This window comes from Pseudomonas sp. LB3P31 (assembly GCF_054897945.1).
The window spans coordinates 2,347,746-2,365,667 of sequence record NZ_CM142710.1 but is presented as its reverse complement, the minus strand read 5'-3'; the positions used below and the strand labels follow the sequence as shown (position 1 = coordinate 2,365,667).

Annotated in this window: 14 protein-coding genes; 1 reads left to right on the top strand and 13 read right to left on the bottom strand. The window is 60.8% G+C overall.

The genetic code is table 11. The features are described 5' to 3' along the window. Positions 1 to 855 carry an efflux RND transporter periplasmic adaptor subunit gene (locus ACYZTK_RS10825; RefSeq protein ID WP_462014423.1) on the top strand — a complete coding sequence of 285 codons (855 nt, stop codon included), beginning with the start codon at positions 1 to 3 and terminating at the stop codon, positions 853 to 855. Positions 856 to 1,027: 172 nt separating this feature from the next. On the opposite strand, the gene ACYZTK_RS10820 is transcribed toward ACYZTK_RS10825, so the two are convergent. The 13 genes from ACYZTK_RS10820 to alg8 form a co-directional block, all read right to left on the bottom strand. Beyond that, positions 1,028 to 1,852: an SDR family oxidoreductase gene (locus ACYZTK_RS10820; RefSeq protein WP_462014422.1), complete on the bottom strand. Its 825-nt coding sequence runs from the start codon at positions 1,850 to 1,852 to the stop codon at positions 1,028 to 1,030. Between the two features lie 33 nt (positions 1,853 to 1,885). Continuing rightward, a complete protein-coding gene (locus ACYZTK_RS10815) occupies positions 1,886 to 2,350 on the bottom strand; it encodes a multidrug transporter (protein WP_462014421.1) in 465 nt (154 codons plus the stop codon). 248 nt (positions 2,351 to 2,598) lie between these two features. Next, on the bottom strand, positions 2,599 to 4,050 hold the full coding sequence (locus tag ACYZTK_RS10810) for a mannose-1-phosphate guanylyltransferase/mannose-6-phosphate isomerase (RefSeq protein ID WP_462014420.1): 1,452 nt from the start codon (positions 4,048 to 4,050) through the stop codon (positions 2,599 to 2,601). 235 nt (positions 4,051 to 4,285) lie between these two features. Beyond that, the gene (locus ACYZTK_RS10805; RefSeq protein ID WP_045061381.1) at positions 4,286 to 4,942 is read right to left on the bottom strand and encodes an alginate O-acetyltransferase AlgF; all 657 of its coding nucleotides are present in this window, start codon (positions 4,940 to 4,942) and stop codon (positions 4,286 to 4,288) included. 17 nt (positions 4,943 to 4,959) lie between these two features. Then, complete coding sequence (locus ACYZTK_RS10800) at positions 4,960 to 6,135, bottom strand: alginate O-acetyltransferase (protein WP_462014419.1); 1,176 nt, start codon at positions 6,133 to 6,135, stop codon at positions 4,960 to 4,962. 11 nt (positions 6,136 to 6,146) lie between these two features. After that, positions 6,147 to 7,712, bottom strand: a complete 1,566-nt coding sequence (locus tag ACYZTK_RS10795) for an MBOAT family O-acyltransferase (protein ID WP_462014418.1) — start codon at positions 7,710 to 7,712, stop codon at positions 6,147 to 6,149. Between the two features lie 209 nt (positions 7,713 to 7,921). After that, on the bottom strand, positions 7,922 to 9,052 hold the full coding sequence (locus ACYZTK_RS10790) for a mannuronate-specific alginate lyase (protein WP_462014417.1): 1,131 nt from the start codon (positions 9,050 to 9,052) through the stop codon (positions 7,922 to 7,924). Between the two features lie 11 nt (positions 9,053 to 9,063). Further along, positions 9,064 to 10,512 (bottom strand): alginate O-acetyltransferase, encoded by a 1,449-nt coding sequence (locus ACYZTK_RS10785; protein ID WP_462014416.1) that lies wholly within the window; start codon positions 10,510 to 10,512, stop codon positions 9,064 to 9,066. Positions 10,513 to 10,522: 10 nt separating this feature from the next. Further along, positions 10,523 to 12,097 carry a mannuronan 5-epimerase AlgG gene (gene algG / locus ACYZTK_RS10780; protein WP_462014415.1) on the bottom strand — a complete coding sequence of 525 codons (1,575 nt, stop codon included), beginning with the start codon at positions 12,095 to 12,097 and terminating at the stop codon, positions 10,523 to 10,525. Positions 12,098 to 12,123: 26 nt separating this feature from the next. Further along, positions 12,124 to 13,611: an alginate export family protein gene (locus ACYZTK_RS10775; RefSeq protein WP_462014414.1), complete on the bottom strand. Its 1,488-nt coding sequence runs from the start codon at positions 13,609 to 13,611 to the stop codon at positions 12,124 to 12,126. After that, positions 13,608 to 14,987: an alginate biosynthesis TPR repeat lipoprotein AlgK gene (algK, locus tag ACYZTK_RS10770; protein ID WP_462014888.1), complete on the bottom strand. Its 1,380-nt coding sequence runs from the start codon at positions 14,985 to 14,987 to the stop codon at positions 13,608 to 13,610. The genes ACYZTK_RS10775 and algK overlap by 4 nt, the downstream gene beginning before the upstream one ends. A gap of 138 nt (positions 14,988 to 15,125) precedes the next feature. Beyond that, positions 15,126 to 16,295: a PilZ domain-containing protein gene (locus ACYZTK_RS10765; protein WP_462014413.1), complete on the bottom strand. Its 1,170-nt coding sequence runs from the start codon at positions 16,293 to 16,295 to the stop codon at positions 15,126 to 15,128. Positions 16,296 to 16,331: 36 nt separating this feature from the next. Next, positions 16,332 to 17,813, bottom strand: a complete 1,482-nt coding sequence (gene alg8 / locus ACYZTK_RS10760) for a mannuronan synthase (protein WP_462014412.1) — start codon at positions 17,811 to 17,813, stop codon at positions 16,332 to 16,334. Positions 17,814 to 17,922: the final 109 nt, after the last annotated feature.

The window sequence follows — 17,922 nt, the reverse complement described above, 5'->3', positions numbered from 1 at the left end:
ATGAAAAAGCTTTTCAGCCTGCTCGCCACCTTGCTGGTGCTGGCGCTTGCGATATGGATCGGCCGGACCCTCTGGGTGCATTACATGGACACGCCCTGGACCCGCGACGGTCGGGTGCGTGCCGACATCATCAACGTTGCCGCCGATGTCACCGGAGAAGTGGTGGACGTGCCGGTGCGCGACAACCAACTGGTGCGCAAGGGCGATCTGTTGATGCAAATCGATCCCGAGCACTACCGCATCGCGGTCAAACAGGCGCAGTCGCTGGTGGCTTCACGCAAGGCGACCTGGGAAATGCGCAAGGTCAACGCGCATCGCCGCGCGGACATGGACGCACTGGTGATCTCCAAAGAAAACCGCGACGACGCGAGCAACATCGCCGACTCGGCCCTGGCCGACTACCAGCACGCCCAGGCGCAACTGGAGGCGGCGCAACTGAACCTCAAGCGCACCGAAGTCCGCGCGGCCGTGGACGGTTACGTGACCAACCTCAACGTGCATCGCGGTGACTACGCGCGCATTGGCGAAGCGAAAATGGCCGTGGTGGATATGAACTCGTTCTGGGTCTACGGCTTCTTTGAAGAGACCAAGCTGCCCCACGTGCGAGTCGGCGACAAGGCCGACATGCAGTTGATGAGCGGCGAGGTGCTCAAGGGCCATGTGGAAAGCATTTCCCGCGGCATCTATGACCGTGACAATCCCGAGAGCCGCGAGCTGATCGCTGATGTGAACCCGACATTCAATTGGGTGCGCCTGGCGCAAAGGGTGCCGGTGCGGATTCACATCGACGAGGTGCCTGAGGGTGTGTTGTTGGCGGCGGGGATTACTTGTACGGTGATCGTTAACCAACAGTAAAACCGAGTCGCCTGCATCGCGAGCAGGCTCACTCCTCCACTGTGTCGTACCTGTATTTTCCCTATCGCGGGCAAGCCTTGCTCCCACAGGCGGCCATGTGCGCCCGTGAATGAACTGTGAAACACATATTTCTGTGGGAGCAAGGCTTGCCCGCGATGGCGTCAACCCGGTCTCAAAGCTGCCCCTTCAACCCAAACCGCTTCATCAACCCCGCCTCCAGCAACCCCTTGGGTAACAACGCTGCCAGCAACGGCAACGCCCGACTGCCATTGCCCAACCGAATCAACCTGGGCGGTCGACCTTGCTGCACAGCCTTCAGCAACCCGGCAGCAAACTCACTGGCCGGCGTGGGCTGGTCCTGAGACGCCTTGGCCCGCGCCCGGATGCCTTCGCGCAACGGCCACCAGGGCGACTGCTCGGTGATCAACTGCTCGGCTTCATGCCCGGCATTTTTCGCGAAGCTGGACTCGATAGCGCCCGGCTGAACCTCCATGACCCGAATACCAAACGGTGCCAACTCCATGCGCAACGCATCGCTCAAGGCATGCACCGCGGCCTTCGACGCACAGTAGGCGCCGGCGAATGGCGTCACCAGCACGCCAGACACGCTGCCGATATTCACAACAATGCCCTTGGTGCGCCGCAGCACCGGAAACATCGCGCGGGTGACGCCTACGATCGAGAACACATTGGTTTCGAACTGCCGCTGCATCGCGGGCACGCCGCCATCGAGCAGCGGCCCCATGGCGCCATAGCCGGCGTTGTTGATCAGCACATCAAGCCCGCCGCGCTCCTGATTGATCCGTGCACTCAACGCCTCAAGTGCCGCCCCGTCATTGACGTCGAGTTGCACGGCAGTGAAGCCGGCAGCGCTGAGCGCCGCCACGTCATCAGGCTTGCGCGCACTGGCCCAGACTTCGTAGCCGGCCGCCTTGAAAGCGTCAGCCAGGGCGCGGCCAATGCCGCTGGAACATCCGGTAATCAACGCAACGGGCATGGCGCGGTCCTTGTGCAAGAGTAAAAGGTCAAATCAGTCGGAGAAACTACCCTGCAAGCGCTCGGCACGAAACTCCAGGGTTTCCGGGCGATAACCCGGCCGAAGTGGCGGTAGCGGCAAACAGTCTTCCCAGTTGCCACCGGCCTGGAGTTCGCCGGGGCCGCGGTAGCGCGGTGCAGTGTATTGATTGTCGGCGAGGTTGACTGTATCGCCCGGAGCATAGGCGGCGACGCGCCAGCGCAACTCGGTCAGCGGTACGTCGTTGCCGTTGTTCATGGTCAGTTGTAACGGCCGGTCTGCGGGGCAGCTCTGGGGCGCATAGCTGATGCGCAATTCCAGGCGCTCCAGTTGCTTGAGTTCGCGGTGATCCATCCAGATCACCCAGGTGGCTACGATGCCCAGCCCGGCGGCGGCCGCCAGGGAAACCGGCAGGGCTTTGGCGGGGTAGCGCAGTAGCAGGACCAGCCAGGTAATGACCAGCAGGACGCCGATAAACATGACGCGAAACCTCGGTGGGAGAGGGGGTCATCCTACCTAAGGGTGGGGGAGGTTGGCGATGGGCAGAGCTAAAGTCAAAAGATCGCAGCCTGCGGCAGCTCCTACAGGAGAGCGCATTCCCAATGTAGGAGCTGCCGCAGGCTGCGATCTTTTGATCTTGATTGTTCTACAAAAAAAGCCCCCACCCAGCCCGCTGCGGATGGGGAATCGCCGCGGGCTGAACGGGGGCTTCTAGTCTTGCTGAACGCTTACTGCGCGATGGTTTTCACCGACACGCCACGCTCGATCGGGGTAGAGCGACCGTAGATATCTTCGAACCGCTCGATATCGTCTTCACCCAGGTAGCTGCCCGATTGCACTTCGATGATCTCCAGTGGAATCTTGCCCGGGTTGCGCAGGCGGTGCACCGAGGCGATCGGGATGTAGGTCGACTGGTTTTCACATAGCAGGAACACGTTGTCGTCGCAGGTCACTTCAGCTGTGCCGCTGACCACGATCCAGTGTTCGGCGCGGTGGTGGTGCATCTGCAGGGACAGGCACGCGCCCGGCTTGACCGAGATGTGCTTGACCTGGAAGCGTCCGCCCATGTCGACCGAGTCGTAGGAGCCCCACGGACGATAGACTTCGCAGTGGTTCTGGGTTTCGCTGCGGCCCTGCTCGTTGAGGGTGTTGACCATCTGCTTGACGCCCTGGACCGAGTCCTTGTGGGCAATCATCATGGCGTCCTTGGTTTCGACGACCACGATGTTTTCCAGGCCGATCACCGACACCAGCTTGCCGTTGCCGTGGATCATGCAGTTCTTGCTGTCCTGGATCACCACGTCGCCTTTGGACACGTTGCCATTGGCGTCTTTTTCATTCACTTCCCACAGCGACGCCCAGCAACCGACGTCGCTCCAGCCGGCGGTCAGCGGTACGACGCAGGCGCGCTGGGTTTTTTCCATCACGGCGTAGTCGATGGAGTTGTCCGGGCAGCAGGCGAAAGTGGCTTCGTCGAAGGTGATGGTGTCGGCATCTTGCTCGCTGCGCTCAAGGGTCAGCAGGCAGGTGTCGTAGATGTCTGGGTCGTGCTTTTTCAGTTCTTCAAGGAAGCGGCTGGCGCGGAACAGGAACATGCCGCTGTTCCAGAAGTAACCGCCGGACTGGACGAACTCGGTGGCGCGTTTCACGTCCGGCTTCTCGACAAAGTGCGAGACGCGGCTAACGCCTTCGGGCAGCAGTGAATCATTGGTCGACTTGATGTAGCCGTAACCGGTTTCCGGCTTGGTGGCCGGGACGCCGAACAACACCATTTCGCCGTTCTCGGCTGCCACGGTGGCCAGGGCCAGGGCGCGTTGCAGGGCTTTCTGGTCTTCGAGTACGTGGTCGGCCGGGAGCACCAGCATCAACTCATCGCGACCTTCGTTGACCAGCATCATCGCGGTCAGGGCTACCGCCGGCGCAGTGTTGCGGCCGAACGGTTCCATCAGGATGCGCTGGGTCTCCAGCTTGCGGGCACTCAGTTGCTCGTTGACGATGAAGCGGTGGTCCTTGTTGCAGACCACAATCGGGGTGTCCATGCCGTCGAACACCAGGCGTTCCAGGGTTTGCTGGAACAGCGTGTGTTCACCGGTCAGGGCGAGGAACTGCTTGGGGAATTGCTTGCGCGAAAGCGGCCAAAGACGTGAGCCGCTACCACCTGACAAGATCACCGGAATCATGTTGTTACTCCTTGAAAATCGTTTGGTTAGAGCTACGAACGCTGTGTCGTTTCACTCTTGTTCTTGTTTCGTGTCCGAGGACCAACGCTGACCGTGTAGGAGCTGCCGCAGGCTGCGATCTTTTGATCTTCGGTGCCCATTGATGACGCCAAAAGATCGCAGCCTGCGGCAGCTCCTACGGGGACCGTGTTTCATTCATCGGTCCCGCAAGGGTGCGTTGCCCTCAGGAAATTGTTTAGCGAGTCGAAACCGGGCGTTTTACCCAGACTGGCGACAGGCTGCTGCCTTTACCGGTGACGTACAGCACCGCCGCTTCACCGCGCTCCAGGGCAACCGGCTTGACGTCGCCGACCTTGGTGGCGCCGTCGTACAGGGCCAGGCTGACTTTGACCGGGTTGATCTCACGCTCGCCACGGCCCTTGGCCGCCACGGATGGCACGACTTCGGTCTTGCCATCGGCAGTTTTCAGGGTCAGGGCCTTGTCGCTCAGGTTCTGCACGCGCACCAGGGACTTCTGCTTGTTCTTGAATGGCGGTTCTTCGATCAGTTGTGGCGCGCCGCTGGCGTTGTTGACCAGGGTGTAATAGTGATCGCCGGCCAATTTCACCGGCAGCGACTGGCTGCCGACCTTGGCGCTGTAGTCGCCGCCCGGCATGAAGCTGAAGTCAGTGCTGGACAGCGGCGCGACTTCGGCCAGGTTGGTGCTGCCGACGGTGGCGCTGACTTCAGCATTACCAGCGTTGTAGACACGAACGAAGCTCGAACCTTTCGGTGCGGTCGGGCCGTAGAGCGCGGAGTCGCCACCCGCGAAGGCGTTCATCGACAGCACGCTGAAGGTCGCGGCCAGTGCAAAGGTCTTGGCGAGACGACGAGGAGTTGTAGTGAAAGTCATGGTAGTACCTCTCTCTTTCAGTTTTGCGCCCGGTCGGGCGTCTCGGATTTAGTGGTTGCAGCTACGTTTTGTTGGCGGGCGCCGGCTTGTTTAAGCTCTGCGACCCACTGCGGGTCGGCGTCACCGATTTCGTTGTTCACAGGCAGATAACGTTCAGGGAATTCCCAGATCAGCACCTGTGGCGGGCTGTTCTTGAAGGCATCGCTTTTCAGGTAGCTGAGCATCGGCAGGATCGGGCCATGGCCGTCTTCGGCGTAATTGACCACGTCGCTGTTCAGCGCCTGTTTCAGTGCGCCGACGAAGTTCCAGTTCGGGTTGGCGCTGTAGCTGGTGCCGATCAGGGCCACTGGCACTTCGGTGTTGGCGAACAGGGCGTCATCACCGGCTGGCTGCTCGGAGGCGGCGACGGTATTGCGCTTCTGCAGCGGCTCCTGCTCTGGCATCAAGTTTTCGAACAGCGGGTCCAGCGGCAGGAACAGGCGCAGGTCACCCTTGTGAGTGACTTTCTCCGCCGGTTTAGTGACGAAGTGTTGTGGCTCGCCACTCAGCGGATATTTGCTGGCGATAGTTTTCGCCAGGGTTTCGGCAGCGACTTGCGCGCCTTCCGGAGTCCAGTGGGTGTCGGTGCGCAGGAACACTTGCTGACCTTTGAGCTTGGCCTGGTTGAACGGGCCGAGCAGATCAGGGGCGAGGATCTTGTCCGCCGCGACGCGGGCATGGAAGTCCTGGTACAGGTTGCCGTGGATGCTCGAAGGCTTCACTTCACCCAGGTGTTCCGGATACAGGCGCGCCTTGGCCGGCACGATCGCCATCACCAGCTTCACACCTTTCTCTTTCAGGGTTTGGCGGACGCCTTCGACCAGCGCGTAGTTGCCCTGCAGGTTCAACTCTTCGTTGACGATCGGGTTGAACTCTTCATCGCTGTACAGCCATTGATCGCGACCGAGCACCACGCCCGGACGACCTTCGTTGAACAGTTTGAAATCCAGCGCAGCCCAGAGGTTGGTGCCCAGACGCTTGATCGGGAACTCGTCGTCGTAGTGGGTCTCGACCGCTTTGGCCCAGCGACCGTTGAGCACCGTGGTTTCAGCATTGGTGCTGAAGCCCATGAAGCTGCGCGTGGACCACAGCCCCAGGACCACCAGGGTCACCATGAACAGGGCGATGTAGAACATACGTAATGAGCGGGTCATGGTCAGATCCCTCAGAACTGGAAGTAAAGGAACGGCGAGAAGCTTTGCGCCGAAAGTTTGAAGATCGAGGCGATGAACAGCAGCAGGATCAGGCCGCGCATCACATAGCGTGACCAGTCAGCGCTCCAGTAGGCCGGTTGCACCTGGGCTTCGACGCCGACGGTGTAGCCAGGCTGGTGAATGCTGCCCGGGTTGTCGCCCGGTACCGCCTTGATCATTCCCGGGGTGGCAGCGGCTGGGCCATCGGCCTCTGCGCTGACTTCAGGCGTGCTCTTGACCGGTGGCTGGTTGCTGTAGAAATCACGAATGCCGAAGAACGCCAGGGTGGCGTAGGCCACGATCAGGGTTGCCACTTGCAGGCCGGTGAGGCTGGCCTGGTTGAGTTCGGACAACGACCATTCGCCGAAGCTGAACATGGCGCCGTACATGCGGCCGGCGACGTGCAGGTTTTCCGAGCGGAAGATGACCCAGCCCATGACCACCAGCAGGAACGTCAGGGCCCAGCGGATCGGGTTGATGCTGCGCGGCGAAGTGTTCAGGCCCAGGGCCTTCTCGATCGCCAGCCACATGCCGTGCCACGCACCCCAGATGATGTAGGTGATGTTCGCACCGTGCCACAGACCACCGAGCAGCATGGTCAGGAACAGGTTGCGATAGGTCATCAGCGTGCCTTTGCGGTTACCGCCCAGGGTGATGTACAGATAATCACGCAGCCAGGTGGACAGGCTGATGTGCCAGCGCCGCCAGAACTCGGTGATCGACTGGCTGATGTACGGCTGCTTGAAGTTTTCCATGAAGCGGAAACCCATCATCAAGCCCAGGCCGATGGCCATGTCGCTGTAGCCGGAGAAGTCGAAATACAGTTGCGCGGTGTAGGCCAGGGCGCCGAGCCAGGCGTCGCCTGTGGTCGGGTTCTGCAAGGCGAAGCAGTGATCGGCGACCACCGCCAGGGTGTCGGCGATGAAGACTTTCTTGATGAAACCCTGCATGAACCGCGTGCAGCCCTCGGAGAACTTGTCGAGGGTGTGGGTGCGGTTGTTGAACTGATCGGCGAGGTCACGGAAACGCAGGACCGGCCCGGCAATCAGGTGCGGGAAGATCGCCACGAAAGCCGCGAAGTCGATCAGGTTGCGGGTGGCCGGGGTATCACCGCGGTACACGTCGATGATGTAGCTGATGGACTCGAAGATGTAGAACGAGATACCGATCGGCAACAGCACGTGAGTCAGGATGAACGGCGACAGGCCGACCGAAGTCATCATCGCGTTAATGCTGTCGACGCCGAAGTTGGCGTACTTGAAGTAGCCGAGAATGCACAGGTCGACCGCCACGCCGAGCAGCAGCCAGCGCTGGGCCGGTTTGGTGCGCACACCGGCGGCGCCGACTTTGAGGCCGATCCAGTAGTTCCACAGCGTGACCGCTGCGAACAGTGCAAGGAAGTCCACTCGCCACCAGGCATAGAACACATAGCTGGCAAGCAGCAGCAGCAGGTTGCGATAGCGTATTCCGCTCAGGTAGTACATGCCGAGAAAGATCGGCAAGAACAAGAACAGGAACACGTTGGATGAAAATACCATCCCGGTCTCTCCGTTTTTAACCAACAGTCAAGGGCCAACGGCCCCCCCAAACCCCCCACCGAAAAACCGGGGGGCTAACTCACAAAACTCAAACTCGACACTGACCCTGTAGGAGCTGCCGAAGGCTGCGATCTTTTGATCCTGATCTTTACAAGCAAGATCAAAAGATCGCAGCCTTCGGCAGCTCCTACAGGGTTATGTATTTGGCTCTACGAGCCCTTGCCTTTTTCATTGGCCGGGTCGTAGACCTTGGTCAGGTCACCCCCCAAACGGAAAGTCTTGAACGGCTGCATTTCATGTTTCTTCTCAAGCACCTCCGGCGAGCAGGTGTAGAGCGAGCAGAACGGTTCGAGCCAGGCGAATTTCGAGTCGACCTTGAGGTCGGTCATGTCCTGCTCTTTACCGTTCTTCTTCTCGAATTCTTCCGGGTCTTCAACCCCTGCCAGTACTCGATCACCCAGGCGTTTCAGTGCGCCGTTGTTTTCCTGGCGCAGGTCGACACCGTTGACCAACGCAAAGCTGGCGATCATCGACAGCGGTGGCAGCGCGTAGTTGTGATAGGCGAGGGCGCGTTGCTGGCGCTTCATTTCGTTAGGCAGGAAACCGTCCTTGTCGACCTGATTGGCGCCGACCTTGTATTCCTTCACTGCCCAGTCAAACAGGTCGCGGCGGTTGGTGGCGATGGAGGTTGCCATCACCGACCAGGCGGACCAGTACGAGTGGTTGTTGGTTTTTTCCAGCGGCAGGTTGTCCCAGTCGCTGACCACCTGATCAGCCATCTTGCTGAACCAGGCTTCGATCAACTGCGACTCCTGCTGATGGTTCGCCAACGGATGCGAGTCGGAGAACTTCAGGCGGATGTACGAAGACGCCATGCTGCCCAGCGCCCATTTGCGCATGGACTTGCCGGTGTGGTTGAAATCCTTGGACATCAGCGCATCGGCCTTGGCCCAGGCGGTCAACCAGTTCAGCGTGCATTCGAGCTGTTCCGGACGGCCATCGCGCATGAACTGCATCACGCGCTTGCTGGTGCCGCGCTCGATCTTGGTGATGTCGGCAGTGGTCTCGCGAAAAGCTTTTTCCGATGCCTCGTTCAAGGTCGAACGGGCCTTGTCGGAGCCTTCGTACTTGCTGCGAAATTGCAGCGAGCCGGTGTAGGGCGTCGGCATCGCGTCGCAGCCATCTTTGGCGTCGCCGGTTTTGACTTTTTCAATCGGCGCGAAGTAACCCTGTGGCGGACGTAGCGGCGCGGCGGCCTGGGTCGCGCCGGCGAACATCGCCAGCGTCAGCAGGGAGGGAGCGAGTAACTTTTTCAACGTTCGCGATTGCATGCATGTCATAAGAGGTAACCTCATTGCCCGGCTTGAGCGGTACGCTGCCCAGCGCCAGGGAACACGTTGCGTTTGCAGATTTTCGCTTCGACTTTCTGTGGCGCGGCACCGGCTTCAGGGCCCTGGACTTCGACGGCCAGCAGGTTCTGCGAGGCCCAGTCTTCGTCCGTGCGCAACTCGAAGGCGAAACGCCCGTCGGTGTCGGATGTTTCCGGTTTATCGATCTTGATGTCCTCGTGGCGACCGTTCATGTACCAGAGGGTGGCTTGCAGGGTTTTCACCGATGGATCGGCGAACCGGATGTCGACCTGATGGCTGCCGTTTTGCAGGTTCAGGTTTTTGCTGTTGACCATCAATTCGTTCTTGCCCGGTTTCAACGTGGTGCTGCCGGTCATCTGTGCTTCTTTGCCTTCGCAACCGTTGTCCAGCAGCGCCATCATCTGGCGGTAGATGGTTTCCTGGTCGAGGCGATAAAGCGGCGAGAATTCCCAGATCAGGATCTTCGGCGGCTTGGTCTGGAATTCTTCGCTGCCCAGGTACTGCAGCATCGAACCTTCCAGGCCACCGCCGGGGAACGCCACGTTGAGGATGTCGGCGCCGATGGCCTCTTCGAGGAAACCGGCGAAGTTGTAGTTCTTGCCACTGTGGCTGGTGCCAACCAGGGTGATCTCCGGGTTGCCGGAGTCGCTGAACAGATCACCATCGGCGGCTTCGCCTTTGGGTTCCGTGGTGAATTGATCCATGTACTGGACGGCGTAACTGGTACCGCAGAGTTGACCGGCCATATTGTGTAATGTTCCGGTCTTGCCCATGCGGCCCGACTTGTGGGTCTCGAATTCACGCTTGGGAATGTCGGCAAAGGCCGGAATCTGCTTGACCTTTTCGGCCACGATTTTCGCCGTGCGTTGGGCGCCATACGGCGTCCAGTGCTGGTCGCCGCGGAAGTAGAAATCGTGGGCGGGCAGGGTGTCGGGCAGCGACTCGTTGGTCAGCGGCGACAGGTCCGGCACTACGTAGCCCATCTGCGCGAAGCGCCCGAGCATGGTCTTGTAGTTCTTCAGCGCCTTGTCGAAATCGAACCTGGCCTTGTCTTCCGGGTTGAGCTTGTTGCGGTTCACCAGGCCACGGGTCGGCTGGTAGACGACCACCAGTTCGACGCCTTTGCTCTTGAACGCATCGTGCAGTTGCTGCATGCGCTTGTAGCCTGCTGGCGTGGTGTCGAATTCGGTCCGCAGGTCTTCCTGGGTCCGGAACAGCCAGTCGCCCTGGGCCTGTACCAGCGTGGTGAAGTTCTGCTGGTAGCGCGTGGTGTAGTTCTTCGCGTCATGGGCTTCGGGGCACAGGTTGCAGCAAGGTTCGGCGGTAAACGCTTGCGCCTTGAGTTCGTCGGCCCGCACGCCATGGCTGGCGGCGAGAATGCCGAGGGTCAGGCCCGACAGGCTGAGTAATTTGATCAAGTGTGGGTGCATAAAATTATCCTCAGTCCTGCAGTTCGGTCTGGCGTTCGACAGGGTCGATCAGCACGGCTTTCTGCTGGCGCACCAGCAGGTCGAGAATTTCATCCTGGCGCTCGCCAAGAATCCCGTTGAAGCTGATGCCGCTGGATTTGGTCGGGGCGAGCATGGACACGCGGTACAGCTCGACACTCAATGGCGAGTCGATCGACAGCGGGCCGCTGCCATTGCCGGCCAGTTCCCCGCCGACGATGATCAGCGACACCTGGGCGTCGAACGGGTCGAGCTTGATGTCACGATCGGTGTCGGTCAGGTCCTTGATGTGCCCGTAGACGCCGGTCAGGCCGTTGGCCATCGACAGGTTTTCGTAGAGGCGGATGTTCACGCTGTTACGAATGCGGATGCCGTGGCGACGGTTGCTGATCACCTTGTTTGCCCACAGCAGGTTGTCGGCACTCTCGTAGAGGGTGATGCCGTCCGTGTGGTTCTTGTAGATCTCGTTGTAGGCGATGATGTTGTTGACGCTGTTCCGGTCGATCACCAGGCCGGACAACTTGTTGTCGTAGCTGCGGTTGTTGAAGATGAAGCTGTCGTTGACCTCACGGGAAATGATGATCCCGTGCTTCTTCTTCGTGCCGTAGACGGTGTTGTCGGCGATGATCAGTCCATGGGAGCGGTCATGCGGGTCAATGCCGTAGACGATGTTGTCCTTGTAGGTGTTGCCCTTGACCACGAAGTCGCGGGTTTCGTAGCAGTAGAAGCCGTACCACATGTCCGAGAACTCGGAGCCGACGATCCAGCCGCTCGGTTCAGGGCGCTTGAGCACCTTGGCCATGTTCGGCGTGTATTGGGAAATACTCACGCCATAGGACTTGCTGTTGGCGTAGCCGAAACTGGCGATCTTGCTGTTGGCGATGTAGGTCTCGGTGCCGCCCCAGGACAGCAGGAACGGACGAAATTCCTTCGGCGACTTGAAGGTCGCCGGGCCGTTGTCCTTCTCGCGCCAGCCGGTGATTTTGGTATCGCGCACGAACAGCTGGCCATCGTTGACCAGGAACGAACCGGCCTCCTGGGACAGGCGCAGTTCCTGGGTCTGCTGGTCGATTTCGAGGATGCCTTTCTCCCCGACCACGATCGGCAACTTCGCCAGGTACACACCCGGCGAGGTCTCGCTGAAGTACTGCTTGGGCAGCTTCTTCGCCAGGTCCTTGAGGTTCATGTAGCCGTCGTCGATGAAGATCGCCTGCGGGATACCGTGCTGACGCACCACCCATTCGGCCATCTTGTTATCACCGCCGATGAAGTCCTTCAGGGCGTTTTCCTGCATCATCCGGCGCACGCTGACTTTGCCGGCCTTGGTGCGCACGATCTTCGCGGCGATGGCTTCGGCGGTGTAGCCGGAGGTGTCCGGCAACGTCGGTTTTTCCAGCTCCAGCGGTGCGGTTGGCGCGCTGGTGACGGTGTAGGTCTTAGCCTGTTGCAGTTCCTTGCCCATCGTCACCGGCTTGGTCGTCGGCGTCGCGCTGGCGAAGGCGGCCGAACTGGCCAGCAGCATCGCGCCGGCCAGCAAGGTAAGCGAACCTCGCTTCGGATAGTTCATGTCGGGCACTCCCTTCGCAATTGCCATCAGAAGCGCCAGATCACGTCGATAAACGCACGGTGCATGTACGAGTCGACGTCCTTGCCGTAGGCATCGCCTGGCTTGAATACGCCGCCACGAAAGCGCACCAGCGCCGAAGGTTCGTCGATCGACTGGCTCAGGGACGCCGGCAGCAAGCCTTGCTTGAAGTACTTGGTGACCACCAGATCCATCTCCTGACCCAGGTCCTTGTTGCCGTCTTCCAGCGGCAGGGAAGTGCTGGAGAGCACGGCGCCGGTGACGTCGTCGGTATCGTTCTGCACGGCATTGATGCCGTTGCTGCCGACCGGCTTGTTGCCGTCGACGCGCCAGAATTTGTGGTAGATCAGGCTGGCGTCATATTCGTCGTTGAGCATCCACGAACCGAACAACGTCGCGGTCTGCATGTTGTTCATTTCGCCGCGGAACGCCTCGCCGAAACGATGCACGCGCGAGCGGGTACCGGTGTAGTTCGAGCGGTTGCTTTCCAGGCCGTTCTGTTCGTAATCGGCACTGGCGCGGGCATAGGCGGCACCGACTTGCCATTGCTGGTCGAGGCGCAGGCGCACACCGATGTCGGTGGCCCAGCCGTTGAGGTCTTCACCGCGCTTGGCTTCCGCGGGACGGGTGCCATCGGCATTCAGCGCATTCACCGTGTCGGTGTCGCCGCTCATGCCGGTGATGCTGCCCCAGTAGTTGAGGGTGTTGGTGTTGCGATAGTTATAGGCGTCGCTGTGGGCGGTGAGGCCGAGCCAGCTGATGTCGCCGTTCTGTTTCTTGTCCAGCGAATCGCCCGCCACGCCCGGTTCCGGGTAGTCGAGCTTGCCATCGTCGTGGGTGTGGTGACCACGAACGCCGACCCAGTTGCCCGGTGTCCACTGATACGCGGCATCGGCGTAGGCGTGCATCCGGTCCTTGTCCTTCGGAGCGAGCTCCTTCAGGTCAGTACGGTACTCGCTGAAGCGTTCGGCGACGCCGACGTTGGCGCGCAACAGGGTGGTATCGAAGGTCCAGTTCAGGGCTTCGATATTAGTGTCACGCCATTGGCCATCGTCGTTGCGCAGGCGTTGGCGACCGAGCTTCAACTGCTCGCCCGGGTAGGGCGTGAGGCCGCTGTAGCCGACCCAGAACTCGCGCATGGCCAGGTAGTTTTTCCTGGTCTTGCGATCACCGTTGTCGGTGGTCTGGGTGCCATCGTTGTCGGACTGCTGCAAGGTGTCGGTTTCGATGATGTCGGTTGACGTCACCGCCTGACCCATGGCGTAGGCGCTCCACGCGCCGCTTTCGCCATAGATCCACGGACGCAGGTCGAGGCCGACGCCGCTGACGTCGCCGCCGCTGGCGGTACCCAGGTCACGGTCGTCTTCGGACTGGCCGGTGATTTTTACGTCGAGGCCGTAGTTCTTGGTGTCGGTGAGTGCGGCCAGGGTCGGGCAGGACCAGAGCAAGGCAAATGTCAGGCCGATACCGGCCTGGACGAATGGATTGAGCTTCATAGGGTTTCCTCGCCGTCTTCTTCTTGCAGGGCGTGCAGTTGCAGCGTGTTCTGGCTCAAGGATCCGCGAACGGCCTGTTCCTGTTTCAACAGGCGTTGGGCCTCGGCGAGTTGGGCAGGCGGCAGTTGGGCTTCGAGTGTTTGCGCAAGCTCGGTGGCTTGCGGGGTGTCCTGAGCCTTGGCCAGCTGGCTGAAGACGTACGCATTAAGCGGGTTGGGCTTGGTGCCCTTGCCTTGGGAAAACAGCTGGGCGATGGCGAAGTCGGCGCTGTTCTGGCCGTTGCGCGCAGCGGTCAGCAGGTGATCCAGGGCTTTTTGCGAATAGACCTTGCCCAGGTAACCACGGCGGTAGATCTGCCCGAGGTAGTAATCGGCGGCGACTTCGCGGCCGACGGCTTTCTGGAAGTGTTCTTCAGCAGCTTTGGCGTCGGCCGGGACCATCTTGCCTTCGTAGTAGAGCTTGCCCAGCAACAACTCGGCGCGCGGCTGATCGGCAGCACGGCCGTTGTCCAGGTACTTCATCATGGTGTCGACGTCACCCAGTTCCGGGAAGTCGTAAAGCAATTGCGCCAGGCTGACCCAGGAAGCGGGGTAGCCGGGAGCGATGCCTTCGAGCAGCGACTGGGCAGTTTTCTCGTCGGTGGTACCGAGGGTGGCGTCGCCGAGTACGCGGGCCACGCTGTCCACGCGCTGCGCGGAAACCGTGCCACGGGCATGGGCGGCTTGCATTTGCTTGATCAGCTCGGCTTGCTGCTCGGGCTTGGCCTGTTTCTGGTAGACCGTGGCCAGCTCGACATAGCAAATGTCGGTGCTGTTCAACGCGGCTTTGCAGATGGTCTCGACTTCGTCCAGGTGCTGGTCGTAAGTGCCCTGGGTACGATACAGCAGCACCTGGGCCAGACCGGCTTCCGGTTTGCCTTCGGCGCGCCACTGGCTGATCTGCTGTTGCGCGTTGACGTTGGGGAAACTGTGGGGGTATTGCAGGTACAGCATGGCCAGCGGGATCAGCGTATTGCCTTCGCCGGCGGTCGAGGCCTTTTTCAACAGACCTTCGGCTTCGTGCTGCTCGGCCTCGGTGGAGCCAGGCTTGGCCACGAGTAGGCGACCCAGGCGGGCCTGGGCCCGTGGCGAGACATCGGCGGCCGCGCGGTAAGTCGCTTCGGCCTGCTTGATCTGCGCCGGGTCACGGCTGTCGACCTGGATATCGGCGAGACCAACCTGGGCCTCGCTGTAGCCGAGATCGGCGAGCTGCTTGTAGTTCTGCTGGGCCAGCGCGGTGTCACCGCGCTTGAGGGCTTCGTTGGCCAGGCGCTGGTCGGGCAGGCCGGCGCAGCCAGCGAGGCTAACCGCCAAAGCTACTGCCGACAGTGATCCCATGTGGGAGCGGGCTTGCTCGCGAAAGCGGTGGGTCAGCCAGCATTGATTCTGAATGTTAAACCGCATTCGCGAGCAAGCCCGCTCCCACAGGGATTGCGGTGTTCTGAGGTTTGGAGTCATCACAGGCATGTCCTCGACTTAAAGACCAGCAGCCATGGCTTTGTCGATCAGCCAGTTCAGATTCGGGCCACGGTCGCTGTTCACTTCAACCGGGCGACCGGCGAACTTGCTGTCCAGCGGCTCGTCCGGCTGGATCAGTACGCGGATGTCGGAAGACAGGTCAGCGCTTTTCAGGCTGCTGCTGCTGACGATCTTGCCGGTGCGAGTCTTGTCTTCGCCGGCGATCTGGAAGCTGACCGGGGTACCTGGACGCACGTCGCTGAACTGGCGATAGGAGAAGCGCGCTTCGACATTGGCTTCGCTGTTACGCGGTACCAGCTGGAAGATCACATCGCCCTTGCTGGCGTACTGACCGTCGCCGACCAGTTGCTGCGCCACGGTGCAGTCGCACGGCGAGGTCAGGGTGCCGGTCATTTGCTTGCCGAACAGCTCTTCAACCTTGGCCGGTTGCAGCTGGTCTTCGTCCAGATGGCCCTTGAGCACATCGAGCATGCTGGTGCTGAAAGTCGCCAGCGGCGCGCCTTTGGCGGCGATGCCGTCTGCTTTCACCAGGCTTTGCACGGTGCCGTCGCGCGGCATGGTGATGTTCATGCCCGGCACACTGACCAGACCGGCCTGGGCGTGGCTGACGAAGTACATGCCGTACACCGACTTGAAGATGAAACCGAACGCCGCCAGGCCGACCAGGAAAATCGCCAGGCTGAAAGTCACCGCACGCAAACGCCCAAACGGGGTCATGCCGTGGCCGCCATCCTTCATCTTGCGCGCCTTGGTGAAGTTGTCGCGCTGCAGCGTTGCCAGCACTTCACCCATGCTGACGATGTCGCCGGCCAGGTGCGAAGTGATCAGGTGGCGCAGGGTCGAGATGTCTTGCGGTTCCAGGTTCTGGAACTGGCAACCGGCGCGACCGGTCTGGCGATCGAAGGAGCGCACTTGCAGCTCGACGTCCATGGCCAGCCCGAGGTTGTCGATGACGAACTGCAGACGGGCCTTGTGCACGTCACCGATTTTCAGCGGCAACTGGCCGGCGTTGAAGGCCAGGCCGCCGGCGGAGAGGTCGAGCACTCGCGCTTCAACCGGGGTCCGGTCCGGACCAAAGAAGCGCAGCTTGGCCGGGATTTTCACTCGGGCGTGCTGGCGCTGGGCTTCAGATTCGTGCACTACGTTGGCGTTGACGGCGGTATTCATAGAGGCAATTTCCTGGTTAATTCAATAAGGGGGCGGTCAGACCATCATCAGCAGCACGGCGACAAAAATGCTGCCGGCGGAGAAGGTCATGGTCCGAGACGACCAGGTGTTGAACCAACGTTGAAAGCTGGCGAGATCACGGGTCAATTTGGTGTCCTGGCGAGTCCAGGATTGTTGGTCGAGGCGGAAGAACACGTAGATCTTCACCAGCGCGCCGACGATCTGGTTGTAATAGAGAATCACCGGGTAGGCCGGGCCGATCTTGTGCCCGGAGCAGGACAGCAACAGGGTCAGGATCAGGCGGGTGATGCCGATCCACAGCAGGTACACCAGGATGAACGCGGTGCCGTACTTGAACGAGGCGATGATCGCCACGGTCAGGCCCAGCAGCGAGGTCCACATCGACACGCGCTGATCGAACAGCACCACCGAAGTGAACAGGCCGAGGCGTTTTACCCCAAGGCCCAGTGCGCGAGCGTTCTGGCGCAGGTTGTTGCCGTACCAGCGGAACATCAGTTTGCGGCTGGCCTTGATGAAGCTTTTTTCCGGCGGGTGTTCCACGGTGTGGATCGCCGCGTCGGGCACGTAGAACGTGTCGTAGCCCAGGCGCATCAGGCTGAACCAGCTCGACTTGTCGTCACCGGTGAGGAACTTGAAGCGGCCCAGGCGCCAGTGTTGCAGTGAGTCACTTTCCACGTCGGCGATAAAGTCCGGGTCGGTGACCACGGTGGCGCGGAATACCGACATGCGCCCGGTCATGGTCAGCACGCGCTTGGACAGGGCCATCGAGCACATGTTGATGTGGCGTTGGGCGAAGCGCAGCTTGTGCCATTCGCTCATGATGTAGCCGCCGCGCACTTCGCAGAACTCGTTGGTGGTCAGGCCGCCGACGTTGCCGAACAGCTGGAACCACGGCACGGTCTTGAGCACTACACCTTCGGCGAGCACGGTGTCGCCATCGACCACGGCAACCACGGCGCGGTCATCCGGCATGTGCCGGGAGATGGCGCGAAAACCGTAAGCCAGGCCATCTCGCTTGCCGGTGCCGGGAATGCGCACGAAGTCGAGCTTGACGCGCTCTGGCGGGTTCATCCGCGACCAGAGGCTTTTCACCAGCAGCTCATCGGACATTTCCACGATGGAGCAGACCACGGTAGTTGGCAGGCCGCAGTCGATCGCTTCGCGAATCACCGAGGCGTACACCTGGGCGGTGGTCAGGGCGTCGATGCGGAAACTGGTGACCATCAGGAATACGTGGGACGGGTCTGCCGCCTTGCCCAGCTTGCGCACTTTGCGCCGCAGGTGCGGGTAGACCACGTACAGAAACAGCATGCCGCGCAGGAAGTGCGTGGCACCCATCGAGTAGCGCCAGATACCGACGATACCGATCAGGAAGATAAAGTCCTTCGACTCGGAGTCAAACGTGGACACAGGCAACGCCATGGCGATGCCCATCAAGATACTGAGGTAAAACAGCCAACCGGCGGCCTGAAGTAGGCCGTGCTTTAGCCTGTGCATAATCTGCATCCGTCTCGATCTCGGGCGAGCCTGTGGGGTGGCCCGATGGGGTTAAGGCAGGCTTGTGGAAACTGGCACCACCCAATCTGGGTGATGCCAGAAATCCTGT

Excerpts from the sequence above, each read along its gene's own strand:
- ACYZTK_RS10765 (WP_462014413.1), bottom strand. The coding sequence starts at position 16,295 with ATGAATACCGCCGTCAACGCCAACGTAGTGCACGAATCTGAAGCCCAG.
- ACYZTK_RS10815 (WP_462014421.1), bottom strand. The coding sequence starts at position 2,350 with ATGTTTATCGGCGTCCTGCTGGTCATTACCTGGCTGGTCCTGCTACTG.
- ACYZTK_RS10775 (WP_462014414.1), bottom strand. The coding sequence starts at position 13,611 with ATGAAGCTCAATCCATTCGTCCAGGCCGGTATCGGCCTGACATTTGCC.
- ACYZTK_RS10810 (WP_462014420.1), bottom strand. The coding sequence starts at position 4,050 with ATGATTCCGGTGATCTTGTCAGGTGGTAGCGGCTCACGTCTTTGGCCG.
- ACYZTK_RS10825 (WP_462014423.1), top strand. The coding sequence starts at position 1 with ATGAAAAAGCTTTTCAGCCTGCTCGCCACCTTGCTGGTGCTGGCGCTT.
- algK (WP_462014888.1), bottom strand. The coding sequence starts at position 14,987 with ATGGGATCACTGTCGGCAGTAGCTTTGGCGGTTAGCCTCGCTGGCTGC.
- ACYZTK_RS10795 (WP_462014418.1), bottom strand. The coding sequence starts at position 7,712 with ATGGTATTTTCATCCAACGTGTTCCTGTTCTTGTTCTTGCCGATCTTT.
- ACYZTK_RS10805 (WP_045061381.1), bottom strand. The coding sequence starts at position 4,942 with ATGACTTTCACTACAACTCCTCGTCGTCTCGCCAAGACCTTTGCACTG.
- ACYZTK_RS10790 (WP_462014417.1), bottom strand. The coding sequence starts at position 9,052 with ATGACATGCATGCAATCGCGAACGTTGAAAAAGTTACTCGCTCCCTCC.
- ACYZTK_RS10820 (WP_462014422.1), bottom strand. The coding sequence starts at position 1,852 with ATGCCCGTTGCGTTGATTACCGGATGTTCCAGCGGCATTGGCCGCGCC.
- ACYZTK_RS10800 (WP_462014419.1), bottom strand. The coding sequence starts at position 6,135 with ATGACCCGCTCATTACGTATGTTCTACATCGCCCTGTTCATGGTGACC.
- algG (WP_462014415.1), bottom strand. The coding sequence starts at position 12,097 with ATGAACTATCCGAAGCGAGGTTCGCTTACCTTGCTGGCCGGCGCGATG.
- alg8 (WP_462014412.1), bottom strand. The coding sequence starts at position 17,813 with ATGCACAGGCTAAAGCACGGCCTACTTCAGGCCGCCGGTTGGCTGTTT.
- ACYZTK_RS10785 (WP_462014416.1), bottom strand. The coding sequence starts at position 10,512 with ATGCACCCACACTTGATCAAATTACTCAGCCTGTCGGGCCTGACCCTC.